This is a genomic window from Verrucomicrobiia bacterium (genome assembly GCA_035946615.1).
In the GTDB taxonomy this organism is placed as follows: Bacteria; Verrucomicrobiota; Verrucomicrobiia; order Limisphaerales; family UBA8199; genus DASYZB01.
This window is the reverse complement of the sequence record DASYZB010000116.1, coordinates 69,654-83,625: the sequence shown is the minus strand read 5'-3', so window position 1 is coordinate 83,625 and position 13,972 is coordinate 69,654. Positions and strand designations below refer to the sequence as shown.

The window sequence follows — 13,972 nt, the reverse complement described above, 5'->3', positions numbered from 1 at the left end:
GAGTGAGCTGGCCAATGGAAAGGGCGAAAAGGAGACAAAGCTCAGTAAACGGGAACTTACGGCGCTGCGTAATCTCTCCCGCCTCGGGGCACTGTGCCCGAAGTGGACGGGGTCACGTTGGTGGGCGTTACCGATAGCGGGATGTAAGGCGGCCCGATAGTAGGGCCCTTGAGCCGGACAGGGTTGCCCAGCGGCGCAGTCCTTTCTGCGGCGCTTAGCAGTGTTTCAGATGGGACGTCCGTTGTGGTCGCTTTGATTTTATCGAGCAGAGCAGCGACAGAGACCGGGTTGGGTCCCACAGATGCCAAAGCCCTTTCGATGGCTGGTCTTAACTGGGGCACACCGGCCGCCACAGCCTGGAGAATTTCTCTGCCAGAACCTGGCGCCGTTTCGGCCACAACCAGCGCAATCTTTCGATACTCTGCAGGCGCCGCTCGGCAGACTGCTGCAACTATTTTAACGGATTGCCGCGGAGCGGCGACGACAGCGGCACGGGCAATCGCTGCGGCTTGAGTGGATTCCCGCCTCGCGGCAGCCTCTGCGGCAATCGCCGCCATTTCCGGGGCTGCCTTGGCAATCGCCCCCACGACTGACGCCCCCACATAAGGGCTGATTGCCAAGGCCGCATCAACGACTGAAACAGTCGTGACACGCCGTTCCCGAGGTTTTGCTGCTTTTACTATTTCCGCCGCCCGGGCAGGCAATTCGGGGACGGCCACACTGGCCAGAGTTTCAGCGATAGGACTTCTGGTTTTCGTGTCGTCTGCGAACAGATTATGCGCCGCCACCAGCACCATGAGCACTGTCGGTATTACAATTGGTTTCATAGGAGTGAGCTGTTTCGATGCGTTTAAACTGTCTTCCAAAAATCGCGTGAGCGGCTCCGTCCGGGGTCGGATTTCAGGTCGAAACGGAGTTGGCTTCGCGAAGGGCGGGCGCGGCCAGCGGCGGCAATCCAGCCTTCGGCAAGCAGCTCGGACATGATCTCGAACAGCCGGGGGTCTCCCACGCAAGGGCAGGCCGGCCCCGGACAGAGTTGGTTTGGATGTCGCACACCCGTGCTGTGCGCGCAGACCGGAGCGCCCAGCTCGAGCACCCCGAATCTTCCGCTGCGCAGTTCCCGCCGGAAAAAGGACCTTGGCCTGAGGCGCTCCGGGTCGCCCCAGGACCGTTGTCCGTCGGCAAGCGTCAGCTTTACTGAGGTAAAGCCCAGGCGCCGGGCCGCGAAAACAAGGTCTTCGAACAGGCTCCGGAGCGAGGGGCTGCGTCCTCCCTCCCGTTTGAGCCAACTGGTCAGCGCCAACGCATATTGGACCTCCCGGCGAAGGGCGAGAGAATTGCCCAGTGTCCGTCCCACGGCGAACCACTCGCGGCTAAAGTTGAGCTTGCCGGCGCACAGGAGCAAGATAAGCGCTGCCAGCCCGGAGAGCACCGGAACCAGGTGGCCCCGCGACCAGAATGCCGCGAAACCCAGGAATAAAAAGAGCAAGGAGACCCCGTACATGGCCAATACCACCTGGCGTCGCGACATCCCGCTCTTGAGCAGACGATGGTGAAGGTGGCGCCGGTCCGGGCGGAAGACCGGCAGCCCTTGAAGTCCCCGGCGCAGAATAGCCAACGCCGCATCGACAATCGGCAGGGCCAGCACGAACAATGGCGCAATCAAGGCCGCCACCACCGAGCCTTTATGCGACCCGATAATCGAAAACAACCCAATCTGAAATCCAAGAAAGTACGCGCCGCCGTCGCCAAGATAAATCCTCGCGGGTGGGAAGTTGTACTGCAGGAATCCCAGGAGCGCGCCCGTCATTCCTGCTGTCAGCAGGACGTAAGTGCCGTTCTGGCTCCCCACATAAACAAGCAAGGCCATCAGCATCAGCGCAATGCCTCCAGCCAACCCATCGACGCCGTCAATCAGATTCATGACGTTCGTTATCCCTACAAGCCAGGCTGTCGTGACCAAGCAACTCCACCCTCCCAATTCGATTACCCTTCCTGTGAATGGGATTTTGAATAGTTCGATCTGCAGTCCGAAATAGCAGGCCAGCAGCGCGATGAAAATTTGAGCGAGCAGCTTCCGGCGCGCCCCCAGTGGCCGCAGATCGTCCCAAAACCCCAGCCCGAACATTGCCAAGCAACTCAACGCAGCCGCCGGACGGCTGGGGATGTGCCCGTAGCTTTCTGGAAAAACCAACGCGATGAACAACTCCAGAATAATAAAGGCCCCCACCAGCCCCAAACCACCCACACGCGGGATTTGGCCCTGATGGGTATGGTGCAGGTCTGAATCGCGAACGGGCTTCGAGCTTTGGCAATGTCTGATGATCAACGCCAAGAAAATCCAGACCAGCCCGAAGCCCAGAGCACCGCAGAGAATAACAGGGACCCAGTTCATCGGCGCACCCGCCTGGCCGGCCAGGAATTTGATTTCGATTGCATACAAAACTCCGACTCTGCGCCTGCGCAGGCCAGGCATCCTGCCAACGCATGGAAACTGTAATAGAGGGCGGAAAAATGTAAAGCGTCTTTGTGAAACATCCGCAGGGCTCATTCGACGGCTCCCGGTTGTTGCCTGCGGGCACAAGACATGCCATAATCCTTCAGACGTAACCGCCCGATTTGAATCGGGGACCTCATTTTATGCGCTCTGTCATGCGAACTACCTGGCCGGACCGGCGTTCCAGCGCCGTTGCTTTCACGTTGATCGAACTATTGGTGGTCATCGCCATTATTGCAATCCTGGCGGCCATGTTGCTTCCTGCCCTGAGCCGGGCCAAAGCCAAGGGGAAACAGGCAGCCTGCATCAGTAATCTGCGGCAGATTGGGATTGCCGGGGCCATGTATCTGATTGATTACAAGGCCTATCCCGGCGATTATTCGGCCACTCATAACTGCTACGTCTGGCCCACGCGGCTCCTCTCCCTGATGGGCAATAATCGCAAAGCCTTTTCCTGCCCCGCGGCCCCGTCAAACGCCGCTTGGGATACCAACTCGAACCGAACGCTCGGCGGGAATGAAGAGAACGGGGCGTATGATCCCTTCACGGTGACCCCCAGTTCGAGATTCTCGCTGGGCTATAACGATTGGGGCCTGTTTATCGGCCATAAACCGCAACTGGGCCTGGGAGGGGATGTCGATGGGGGGTATTATCTTGGCAAAGTCACCGATGCCATGGTTAAACGCCCAGCCGACATGATCATGCTGGCGGATGTCAAAGGCCAGCAGAACCCGGCTTTGATCAGCTTCGATGCCAATCTCGACCCCACGGATGGCACACCCGGTCACAGCCAATGGCCCTCCAACAGGCATGATTACCGGGCCGATATCCTTTGGGCCGACGCCCATGTCGATAGCGCCAAGCGGCCAGACATGGTGAGCCCTTCCAATCCCACCTGGCGCCGGCGGTGGAACAACGATAATTTGGCCCACGACGGCAATGAGGGTGACGCGGTACCCGGTTGGACTATCGATCCGGTGGCCGCCGCCCAATTGGATCAATAGTGAAGGCGAAGTTTGAGCCGCGCTATTCGAGAAGGCTGGAAAGCCCCTGGAAACAGCAGGTCCTGGCAGTGGCGATCTCCCTGGCCTCCATCGTGTTCATTCTGATCGGTGCGGTATGGCTTTTTGGCTTTGTCATTCCTTGGCTTGAGTCGGGCCAATCTGCCCATCTTGAAGCGTATCAGGCTGTGCTCCAGGAACGACTAAGCCGCGCAAATGAGTTTTGGCGAGGCGATTATCCCACGCTGAATCTGCTCCTGAACCTCTTGGCCAGCCTGGCTTTGATACTGATTGTCCTGTGGAGCTTTTACAGGCTGTTTATGTACTTTGCCCGGAACCTCGACAAGAACGGCCATTGGAACCATGTCATTGCCAAGCACCGGCCCGGTTCTCATCGGTGAGGGTAAGCAGGACGCGTGAAAATCACGCTAAAGGCGTGAAAATCACGCCTTTGCTGGCTTGACATTAATCCGTTTTCTGCGGTTTTCCTTGGAAATCCGAAGGTTTTGCCAAGTGGCATTGCTGTTGCTTAAAGGAAACCAGATAGGTTAGGCTGACTGGCCCCAGCTCAGGGCTGGCGGCTAAACCAAACACAACCAGCAGAAGCATATGAATAACTTAAGAAAAAAAATCCGAGCGTTCACGTTGATCGAGTTGCTCGTCGTGATCGCGATTATAGCCATTCTGGCGGCGATGTTGCTGCCGGCTTTGGCCCGCGCCAAAGCGCGCGCACAGCGCATCAGTTGCACCAATAACCTAAAACAAATAGGTTTGGCGACTAAAACCTGGGCCTTGGATAACGGAGACCGTTACCCACTGGCGGTGCCGGCGACCGAGGGTGGCCCCCCCAACCAAACCGCTTTCGCCAGCGGCCAAAACCCGCAGGCGACTTATATGTACCAGGTGTTCGGTGTGATGTCGAACGAACTGAGCACACCCAAAATCGTGTCCTGCCCATCGGACGATGGCCACACCGTGGGCACAAACTGGCTGTTCTTCGCGAATGATCAATCCGGCGGCCCGGGCGCTACAAGCGACCCCCAACCGGCCAAGTTTAACAACTGGAAAGTGTCTTATTTTCTGGACCCGGACGGGAATGACAATTATCCCCAGATGATGCTGGCAGGCGATCGAAATATTTACGGCAACGGCACTGGTGGCGGCCAACAGACCATCCCGAGCCCCTTCCCGTATAATGGGTTTGGCCATGCCGACAACACCAGTGACGGCATGGGCAGTAACTTTGTGGGAACCGCCCAGGCGCCGTGCTGGACTGATAAGGTGCACCAGGGCAACGGCAACGTTCTGATATGCGACGGCAGCGTGCAGCAGTTGAGCAGTTCCAAGTTTCGCGACCAATGCCGCACCAGCGGTGATACATCGCAAAGAACGGGCATCGCAACGGCAGGCGGCAACATCCTGATGTTCCCGTAACCAAAAACCATAGTCCCTCCCAAAGAAGGCGCTCGAAAGGGCGCCTTTTTTTGTTCATTTAACGAGAAGGCTTGGCTAATCGCTCCTGCAAATCCATCGTCGGTTGGAGAAGATTTGAGCGGCCACGGGCTTCTACAATCCTGTGGGATGATCCACGAAGACCCAAGGCACGTTGAAACGGCGCGAGAGATGCTCGGCCAATGCTTTGACTCCGAACGTTTCGGTAGCGTAGTGGCCGCCGTACAGCACGTTCAGGTTCAACTCCTCGGCCAGCGCATAGGTCCAGTGCTCTCCCTCACCTGTAATAAACGTATCGACCCCTTCGAGAGCGGCTTCTCTTAGGTGATCGCCCGCTCCGCCGGTCACCACTCCAATGCAACGACAAATCTCCGGGCCCGCCGGAATGCTGCGCGGTGTGGCGCCGAGCGCGATGGTCAGCCTGCGTATCAATTCGGTGCGCCGCATCCGTGTGGCAGACTTAAATCCAATAAAATGCCCCTTGGTAAAAAAGAAGGGGCTTCTTCTGCGCAGGCCCAGCCGGGCGCAAAGCTGGGCGTTGTTGCCAAGGCGCGGGTGCGAATCAAGCGGCAGGTGGGAACTATACACCGCAAGCTGATTGTCCAAAAGCAGGCGCAACAATTGGTAATTCTTGCCGGCCCATGGATGCAAAGGGGTCCAGAACAGCCCATGATGCACAAGCAACAGGTCCGCTTTGGCTTCAATCGCCAGACGCACAGTGGCCAGGCTCGCATCGACGGCTGCGGCTATCCGCGTAACAATACCCGCATTTTCCATCTGCAAACCGTTAAATGCGCCCTGATAATCTTCCCTCCCGGCGGTGTCCAGCAACCGGTCGCAATAGCGGGTGATCTCAGAAAGAGATGCCTTCGACATTCCACAATGCAACCATAAGTCAATCGGTGTGCAAAGGCCCAAAACCTCGCCTGCCGCCTTTTTGGAGCCGCGGAACGTATATACTGGAAAAATGGGTCAGTTTCCGGCAACGTCTCAAAGAGAATGCGCTGGAACGCGTTGCTACTTATTCGGCGCTGAAAGAAACTTGGACGAGCAGACGAAAATTTGCGGATTGTTGAAGCGCCGGCAATGCCTGGCGCCGACTTGGCGTGGTTGCCTGGCTCTGGCGCTGCTCTGTGTTGGTCTGGCCATTGCCGCCGTGCTGGAGATTCATCCTTTCCTTGCCGTGAACGACCCGCTGCCAGGAGGGTTGCTCATGGTCGAGGGATGGGCGCCGGACTATGCGCTTGAAAAGGTCGTAGCCGAGGTCAAAGGTGGCCATTACGAGAAAGTCTATGTTGTAGGAGGTCCGCTGCAAATGGGCGGACCGCTTTCCGAATACAAAACCTATGCCGAATTGGGGGCGGCTACCCTGGTCAAGCTCGGCCTGAACAGCAACCAGGTTCAGGCGGTCCCCGCGCCCGAAGTGCGGCAGGACCGCACTTATGCCGCTGCGGTGAGCCTGAGGGATTGGCTGCGCGCGCATGGCATTTCTGCGTCAAAGATTTATCTGATCAGCGAAGGGCCGCATGCGCGCCGATCGAGGTTGCTGGTTGAACGGGCGTTTGGCAATGGGGTCAAGGTCGGGGTTAGGTCAATTCCTTCCCGCGATTATGATGCGAGGCATTGGTGGCGCTACAGCGCCGGGGTCCGCTCGGTGGTGGATGAGGCGGTGGCCTATGTCTATGCGCGGGTGTTCTTCAGGGCGCATTGAAACGCACGAGCCTCGGCTGCCGGCCTATTCCTCAAAACAAGCCCGCGAAGCGCTGCACCGTTCCTCACCGACGGGCCGGTCGTCGGGGCCGGTCTCGGTGAGCGTGCAATTGCACCAGCAATGCGAGGAACGGCCTGTTTGCTGAACGCCCTCGGCCTGGTCTTGGGCGGCCAGGGCCGGGATGAACATGGATTTTGTGCGGAGATGTTTGCAGAGGCTGCTCGCATTCATAATCAGGCATTGAGTTGCGCAAGCGTTCGGCGGATGAGCGCGCGGGCAATCGGGATTTTATAGCCCGTCTCGGTATGGGTCTGGGCATTTTCCAGGAGAACATCGGCGACTTTGTTCGCCAAAGAGTCATCGAGTGTTTTGCCTTCGAGCAGGTCATTGGCGGCTTTGACCTGGTAAGGGACATTGGCCACCGCCCCCAGCACCACGCGGGCCTGGGTGAATGTTCCCCCATCGACCTTCGCGGCGGCGGCGCAACTGACCAGCGCCCAATCAAAGGCGGATTTCTCGCTGATCTGCAGATAAGCGCTGCGCCGCTGTTGGACCGGTATCTCGACCCGCAGCACCAGGTCAGCGGGTTCGAGTGAATTGTGCGCGGTGGGATTGTCCCATGCCTTGGCGTAAAACTCTGCGATGCTCATCCGCGCTGGCTTGCCGGCGCGCTGGATGATGACGGTGGCATTCAAGGCATCCAGGACAATGGCCAGGTTCGACACGACCGGGCTGATGCAAGTGTTTCCAGTGAACAGGCTGTGATACTTGTTCTCCCCGTGCCGGGCGTAGCAGGTGTCTCCGCCTTTTTTGAGACAAACGATGTCCCGATGCCGATAGTACCAGCAGCGCGAGTGCTGGGCGAGGTTGCCGCCCACCGTGGCCACATTGCGAATCTGTTGCGAGCCGACCTCGGCGGCAGCCTGCTGAATGCCTGGGAAAACCCTCTTCAGCTCCGCGTTGCTTTCCAGTTCGGCGATAGTCACGTTGCTGCCGATGGACCAAACCTGACCGCCGGACTCGAGCTTGTCCAGCCCAGGCAGGGACTTGATATTAACCAGGATTTTAGGTTCGGCGATGTACTCCTTCATCTCGCCGAGCAGGTCGATTCCACCAGCCAGATAACGGCCCTGGGGCGTCACGAGTTCCTGTGCGTTTTGGGGTGATGTTGCGGTTGCGTATTGGAAAGGTCTCATATCACATCTCAGGCTGGCCCGCTGGTTGGAGGGGTGGCGGATTTGTTCCCCAGCGCCGCCAGGACGCGCGCGGGGGTCATTGGCAGGCTGCCGACGCGCACCCCCAGCGCGTTGGCCACAGCGTTGGCCAGCGCCGAGGCGGTCGGAATGGTGACCGGCTCTCCGATTCCAATCACGCCGCGTTCGGGCATGTCGAGCATGATGACTTCTATCTCCGGGACATCGCCCAGCGCCGTCAGTTTATACGTCTCAAAATTAGGATTCAGCACCACGCCCGACTGACGGTCCATGATTCGTTCCTCGTATAGGGCATAACCGATGCCCATGATGATGCCGCCATTGACCTGGCTCTCGGCGGTCAGTTTGTTCATGATCAACCCGCCGTCCTGCACGCAGGTAATCTTTTTCACCTTCACAAACCCGGTTTCGGTGTCCACCTCGACTTCAGCGAACTGCACCCCACCGGCCCCGCTCGATGACAAGCCTTCCTGCCAGCGCCCGGAGACAACCAGCGGATTGACGCCGAGTTTCTTGCAGGCAGCCCTCCAGTTTACCCCACGGCCGTCCGCGACACCGGATTGGGTTTGCAATTCCTGCAGCGCTTTGGTGCAGACATCGTAAATCGCAGGCGATACCGACGCGCAGGTTGTGCTCCCGCCGCTGCCGCCGGACGGAGGGAAATTGGTATCCCCAATGCGCACGGTAATCTGGTCAGGCTGCAGGCCGAGCAAGTCGGCAGCGATGACAGCGATAACCGTGCGGGTGCCGGTCCCGAGGTCCTGGGTGCCGCAGCGGATTTCAATGCTGCCATCCGGGCTTATCTGCGCCTCGGCCTGGGTGCCTCGACCGCCTCCGCCCCAAGTAGCCCCCGCGCACCCCACGCCACTCTTCACCGGTCCCGGCGAGCTGCCCGGCTTTTTATATTTTTCCTTCCAACCGAACCGCTCGGCGCCAAGCCGATACTCCTTGCGGCGGACTTCCGATGGGTCATTTTTCAGGCGCAGCTCGACCGGGTCGATATTCATCTTGGCAGCCAGCTCGTCCATGATGGATTCCATCCCGAACGAAGCGGTCGGATGACCCGGAGCGCGAAACGCGCGCGCCGACCCGGCATCGATATTGACCGCCGACTGTTTCACGCGCGTGTTGGGCACATGATAAATATACGGTGCGGGGAACCCGGCCCCCCCGCCGCCGCCTTCGGTTGAACCGGCACTGCCGACGCCGGCCGTCCCATAAGACTCCAGCTCGAAGGCGTGGAGCGTTCCATCCTCTTTGGCGCCGAGTTTAATCTTTTGAAAACTTGATGGCCGATTTCCTACTGCCAGCGCTTCGTCAAAGCGCGGCAGCATCAATTTGACCGGGGCTTTGGCCTCTTTAGAAAGCCGGGCTGCCACCGCCCCTTCGATGCCCGGACCGAACTTGGAACCGAACCCGCCACCCATGTACTCGGAAATAACGCGAACCTGGCTCTGAGGCACTTGCAGATTGCCCGCCAGCCCGTCGCGCACGCTGCTGATTCCCTGTGTCGAGGCCCACGCTGTAATGGCCTCGTCGGTCCAGGAAACGGTGTTGCCGTGCGTCTCGAGGGGGTGATGCAGTTGGACTGGCGTGGTGAAAAAGCCCTCGACAACCGTGGCGCATTCACCAAAGGCCTTGTCCACCTCGCCCCGTTCGTTGAGGCCGGGTTTGGACAAGTTGGGCGTATCATCCCATACGCGCGGAGAGCCCTCCTCTCTGGCATCTTCTTCACGAACGACAAACGGGAGCGGTTTTGCTTCGACCTCGATCAGCCGCAGGGCATCCAGGCAGGCTTGCTTGGTGGTGCCTGCCACCCCCGCCAGTTCTTCACCGTAATAGCGCACCGTCCGCTCACCTTCCCGCACCAAAACTGCTGCCTTGATTCCAGGCACCTGGCGCGCCTTGTCCAAATTGATGTTCGTGATTTTGGCTTTCGCCCATTTCGACCGCAGGATCATCCCGTAAAGCCAGCCCTCGGGCTGGACATCCGATGAATACTTGGCGGCGCCGGAAACTTTCGCGGGGCCGTCCAGGCGTTTAGTGCGCGAGCCGATGACGGTTCGTTGTTCAGGCCAGCTTGGCATAAGGTATCACCTCGACGTTATGGGTTATGGGAACGCCAGCCGCTTTCAAGGCCGCTTGCATCACCCGCGGGTAGGTCCCGCACCGGCACAGATTCCCCGCACAGGCATGCTTGACCTCCTCGACGCTGGGATGCGGATTTTTCCTCACCAGGCCCGTGACGCTCATCACGAAGCCAGGGGTGCAATATCCGCACATCAGGCCGTCCTGGTCCACGAAGGCCTGCTGCACGGGCGTGAGTTTGCCATCCTGTGCCAGGCCCTCGACGGTTGTGATCTGGTGTCCCTGGGCTTCGATGGCGAGCTTCGAGCAGGAATACACCGGCGTGCCATCAAACAGAACCGTACAAGCCCCGCACGTGGCGCGGTCGCAGACCTCTTTTGAGCCGGTCAGGTTGGAATGGTTGCGCAATGCCTCGAGCAGGGTGACTCGAGGCTCGACCTGCAGCTTGAGGCTCTTGCCGTTGATCTGGAGGGTAATGGGAACCGCCTCCGGCCCGTAGGCCCTTTCCGCATTTGCGTTGGCCAGCCCTTGGGCAACCGTTTCCACCTGAGCCGTTGCGGCCACAGCGGCGGTGGTGCCGAAGGTTTTGAGAAATGAACGGCGCGAAACAGCCAGGCCGTCCTTGGAACAAGGATCGCTCATAAATTGCTTGAACTGCTTGACCAAACCATTACACGGGTTCGTAACCCTGGCAAGCGATTGCTGAACCTCGCTGCCTTGTTAAGCCGTTTTTTTCGCAGCGCGGGCAAACCGCAACCAAAGGATCAGCCGCGAGAGAACGCAAAGAACGCAAAGATTACTCAGGATTCCTCCCCACGAAATCGTCGCGAAAATCAAAGACTTTTCAAGATAATGATCCAGACCGGAGTAGCCGGAACCAAAGGGGACTGATGGATTAGTGGAGTGATGCAGTGATGGAAGACACCCCAGCGGGGAGATCTCATTAACACCGGGGCTTTAGCCCGGTGGCGGGCCGCCCGGCGAGGATTCGAGCCGTTTCAAAGGCTTTTCGGCCGGGCAGCAAACTGCTGAAATTGAAATAGTTCAAACGCGTACAACGAGTCCGTTTACCTCAACCTACCGTAGCCTCATAGCCTATCACAAACTACCGTTGCCTACTGCAACCTTCCATAACCTACCGCAGCCTTCCAGCGGTGTAACCAGAATGTCGTCCTTTATAAGCTAAATATAAGTATAACGATTTACATACTAGAGTTTAGCGTTTAAGTTCGAAGACACAAATTTAGAAATCGCCTCCTGGGAAACTTTATGAATAAAAATCCAAATTCGATTGCCTGTGTCTTTAACGGGGTCCGCGACGACGGCAGCGAAGATTCAGACGAAAACGACGATAAAGATGTGGACGGGGGAGCCGTAGAACTCGCAGCGCGGGCGGGACAATTACACGTTGATCCGAACGCTTTTCACAATTTCGGCACCGGTGGAACGCCAATTGTGCTGGCCGATGCCACCAAAGCTGCCTCGCAAGCGGACTCCTGGGGCGTTGGACTCAATTGGTACCTGAACACGGACATCAAGCTGATGATAGACTACGACCAAACCCATTTTGACGGTGGCGCGCCGCACGGAAACAGGCCGGCGGAACATGCGCTCTTGAGCCGCATCCAGGTTTCGTGGTAGCAGGAGACGAGACGAATCAAAGCTCAAACCCATTCGGAAGGAATGAAAACTATTCTTTGGCCGATTCTCATCATGCTAACGGCGCTGACGCCGGTTGGCCCCGCCCATGGCGGAAGTCTCACGATTCTGAACGTCTCCTACGATCCGACCCGGGAATTCTACGACGACTTCAACGGCGCCTTTGCCCGTTACTGGAAGGCGAAGACGGGACAAACGGTGGAAATCAGGCAATCGCACGGCGGTTCGGCAAAGCAGGCGCGCGCGGTGATTGATGGCCTGGATGGCGATGTGGTGACGCTGGCGCTGGCCTACGACATCGATGCAATCGCCCAGCAAGCGCACTTGCTTCCAACCGGCTGGCAAAAACGGCTGCCTGACAATAGCGCCCCGTTTACCTCGACCATCGTTCTGCTGGCGCGGAAGGGCAATCCAAAGGGCATCAAAGACTGGGATGACCTGGTCAAACCGGGCGTGTCGGTCATCACGCCCAATCCAAAGACATCAGGCGGAGCGCGCTGGAATTATCTGGCCGCCTGGGGTTATGCCCTGAAAAAAAACAATGGCAGCCAAGAGAAGGCGCGGGAGTTCGTCGCCGCGCTCTACAAAAATGTCCCGGTGCTCGATACCGGCGCGCGCGGGGCGGCCACCACCTTCGTCCAACGTGGCATTGGCGACGTGCTGATTGCCTGGGAGAATGAAGCGTTTCTGGCCATTAACGACATCGGCAAGGGGCAGTTTGAAATGATCAGGCCCTCGGTGAGCATCCTGGCCGAACCCCCGGTGGCGTGGGTTGATAACGTCGTGGAAAAGCATGGCACGCGCGCCGTTGCCGAAGCGTATCTTAGGTACCTCTATACGGCGCAGGGCCAGGAGATAGCCGCCCGCCATTTTTACCGCCCACGCCTCGAAGCGATTGCTCAAAAATTTGCCGCGCAGTTCCCCAGAATGAATCTCTTTGCTATCGATGAGGTTTTTGGTGGGTGGCAGAAGGCCCAGAAAACTCATTTCAGCGGAGGGGGAGTCTTCGATCAGATTCAGCAGGGCAATCGTTGAGCGAAAATGGCAGTTGGCCGGGGCCCCCTCGCGGCCCTGGCCCTTTACTCCAAACTCGAGATGAGGTCCCGGTTCATTTTGACATAACCGCTCTTTGGGCCCTCGGCTTTGACGGCCAATTCGCTGGAACGCTTCGCGGCGGCGATGGCCTTTTCCTTATCGCCCAGCTTGGCGAGAATCTTGGCTTGCAGGTGGTCAATATAATAGGTCTCGTGCTGGGCAACGGCGGCCTCGATCCATTTGCGGGCCTTTTGGAGGTCTTGGTCGTGGTCGTAATAGAACATGGCCGCCTGGTAATAGGGTTTCTGGTCCCCCGGGCCGCTCATGGCCTCTTCGATTTGGGCCGCCAGTTTGGGGACCAGGTCCATTTCAATCTTCACCGGCACCAGGGTGTGGTCCCACGCCAGAAACAGCATCGCTGAATCGTCGCGAATATTGCCCAGGTCGATGGTGAACGTCTCCACCTTCTCGGCGAAGTCAACCGGCTCGGTCGTGAACCGCACCAGGTCATCTTTCGGGTCATACCCGAAGGCCCCAGACAACTTCGGGTTTTTGTAGATAATGATGGTCCATTCCTTTTCCCCAGGGATGGTATAAAGGGCATAAGTCCCTGCGGGAACCTCGTGTCCGTTGAGCTTTACCGGGGTGCTGAAGGTGATTTTGGTCGAGCCATTCGCTCCGGTCCGCCACACATCCCCGTAGGGAACCAACCCGCCGAAGATGGTCCGGTCTTTGACCCCTGGCCGGGAATAGACAATTTCAATATCGGTCAGGCCGACCCGTTGCTTGAGGGTGCAGGTCGGGCTAGGCGATGGGAATTCAACTTTTGGGTTCTGGGCGCGCAAGCTGTCTGCGCAAAATAATCCGGCAGCCGCTACGATCAAACTAACCATTATTTTGGGGTTCATGTTCACAATTCTAACAAAGTAGTTGCCAAAGCAAAGCGGAAATGAGCCAGGCGAGTTCTCGTGGCGGCATCGGATTTGGGTGGAACACCCCCGCGTCCCAAAGGGATACACCCGATTGAATGACGGTGTCGCTCAGGTGAGCATCAACACATGATAAAGAGCGCCTTCATTTGGCTGGTCATCGGCGCATTCGCTGCGCTTCTGAGCCTGGCCGTGAGATGGAGTGACAAAGCGGTCTTGCCCGGACGCGATCCAACCCTCGAGATGGCCGTTGTTTTCGCTCATGTCTTCTTCTTCATCTGCCTGGGGTTCTGCGTGCTTTCACTGCTGCTGAGCCTGTTCGAGGATGCGGAGGAACCCATCGACGATTCTGCGGGTTCGCTATTCGATCTTCAGCGTTGAAAGTC

Annotated in this window: 15 protein-coding genes; 7 read left to right on the top strand and 8 right to left on the bottom strand. The window is 58.2% G+C overall.

What is annotated here, in order from left to right:
* Nucleotides 1-56: 56 nt before the first annotated feature.
* Together VG146_17380 and VG146_17375 are read right to left on the bottom strand one after the other, a co-directional pair.
* A complete protein-coding gene (locus tag VG146_17380) occupies nt 57-827 on the bottom strand; it encodes a hypothetical protein (GenBank protein ID HEV2394128.1) in 771 nt (256 codons plus the stop codon).
* A gap of 23 nt (nt 828-850) precedes the next feature.
* Nucleotides 851-2,443, bottom strand: a complete 1,593-nt coding sequence (locus VG146_17375; protein ID HEV2394127.1) for an MraY family glycosyltransferase — start codon at nt 2,441-2,443, stop codon at nt 851-853.
* Between the two features lie 209 nt (nt 2,444-2,652).
* Between VG146_17375 and VG146_17370 the strand changes: the two genes are divergently transcribed.
* The 3 genes from VG146_17370 to VG146_17360 all read left to right on the top strand — a co-directional run bounded on the left by VG146_17370 (nt 2,653) and on the right by VG146_17360 (nt 4,932).
* Complete coding sequence (locus tag VG146_17370; protein ID HEV2394126.1) at nt 2,653-3,501, top strand: prepilin-type N-terminal cleavage/methylation domain-containing protein; 849 nt, start codon at nt 2,653-2,655, stop codon at nt 3,499-3,501.
* The gene (locus VG146_17365; GenBank protein ID HEV2394125.1) at nt 3,501-3,899 is read left to right on the top strand and encodes a hypothetical protein; all 399 of its coding nucleotides are present in this window, start codon (nt 3,501-3,503) and stop codon (nt 3,897-3,899) included. The genes VG146_17370 and VG146_17365 overlap by 1 nt, the downstream gene beginning before the upstream one ends.
* Nucleotides 3,900-4,107: 208 nt before the next feature.
* Entirely contained in the window at nt 4,108-4,932 is an 825-nt protein-coding gene (locus VG146_17360; GenBank protein HEV2394124.1) for a prepilin-type N-terminal cleavage/methylation domain-containing protein, read from the top strand.
* Between the two features lie 132 nt (nt 4,933-5,064).
* Here VG146_17360 and VG146_17355 read toward each other — a convergent pair whose 3' ends face one another.
* On the bottom strand, nt 5,065-5,826 hold the full coding sequence (locus VG146_17355; protein ID HEV2394123.1) for a Nif3-like dinuclear metal center hexameric protein: 762 nt from the start codon (nt 5,824-5,826) through the stop codon (nt 5,065-5,067).
* 196 nt (nt 5,827-6,022) lie between these two features.
* Here VG146_17355 and VG146_17350 point away from each other — a divergent pair, with 196 nt between their 5' ends.
* The gene (locus tag VG146_17350) at nt 6,023-6,661 is read left to right on the top strand and encodes an ElyC/SanA/YdcF family protein (GenBank protein ID HEV2394122.1); all 639 of its coding nucleotides are present in this window, start codon (nt 6,023-6,025) and stop codon (nt 6,659-6,661) included.
* Nucleotides 6,662-6,685: 24 nt separating this feature from the next.
* Here VG146_17350 and VG146_17345 read toward each other — a convergent pair whose 3' ends face one another.
* The 4 genes from VG146_17345 to VG146_17330 are packed head-to-tail and all read right to left on the bottom strand — an operon-like array spanning nt 6,686 to nt 10,605.
* The gene (locus tag VG146_17345) at nt 6,686-6,892 is read right to left on the bottom strand and encodes a hypothetical protein (GenBank protein HEV2394121.1); all 207 of its coding nucleotides are present in this window, start codon (nt 6,890-6,892) and stop codon (nt 6,686-6,688) included.
* Nucleotides 6,893-6,894: 2 nt separating this feature from the next.
* Nucleotides 6,895-7,857, bottom strand: coding sequence for an FAD binding domain-containing protein (locus VG146_17340; protein ID HEV2394120.1), 963 nt, complete (start codon nt 7,855-7,857; stop codon nt 6,895-6,897).
* 8 nt (nt 7,858-7,865) lie between these two features.
* A complete protein-coding gene (locus tag VG146_17335) occupies nt 7,866-9,962 on the bottom strand; it encodes a xanthine dehydrogenase family protein molybdopterin-binding subunit (protein ID HEV2394119.1) in 2,097 nt (698 codons plus the stop codon).
* On the bottom strand, nt 9,946-10,605 hold the full coding sequence (locus VG146_17330) for a (2Fe-2S)-binding protein (protein HEV2394118.1): 660 nt from the start codon (nt 10,603-10,605) through the stop codon (nt 9,946-9,948). Before VG146_17330 ends, VG146_17335 begins: the two co-directional genes overlap by 17 nt.
* A gap of 627 nt (nt 10,606-11,232) precedes the next feature.
* On the opposite strand from VG146_17330, the gene VG146_17325 reads away from it, so the two are divergent.
* A complete protein-coding gene (locus tag VG146_17325) occupies nt 11,233-11,604 on the top strand; it encodes a porin (protein ID HEV2394117.1) in 372 nt (123 codons plus the stop codon).
* 72 nt (nt 11,605-11,676) lie between these two features.
* A complete protein-coding gene (locus VG146_17320) occupies nt 11,677-12,657 on the top strand; it encodes a sulfate ABC transporter substrate-binding protein (GenBank protein ID HEV2394116.1) in 981 nt (326 codons plus the stop codon).
* Nucleotides 12,658-12,701: 44 nt separating this feature from the next.
* Here the strand turns inward: VG146_17320 and VG146_17315 are convergent, their stop codons facing one another.
* The gene (locus tag VG146_17315; protein ID HEV2394115.1) at nt 12,702-13,565 is read right to left on the bottom strand and encodes a DUF2911 domain-containing protein; all 864 of its coding nucleotides are present in this window, start codon (nt 13,563-13,565) and stop codon (nt 12,702-12,704) included.
* Nucleotides 13,566-13,715: 150 nt separating this feature from the next.
* Here VG146_17315 and VG146_17310 point away from each other — a divergent pair, with 150 nt between their 5' ends.
* Nucleotides 13,716-13,967 carry a hypothetical protein gene (locus VG146_17310; GenBank protein ID HEV2394114.1) on the top strand — a complete coding sequence of 84 codons (252 nt, stop codon included), beginning with the start codon at nt 13,716-13,718 and terminating at the stop codon, nt 13,965-13,967.
* Nucleotides 13,968-13,972: the final 5 nt, after the last annotated feature.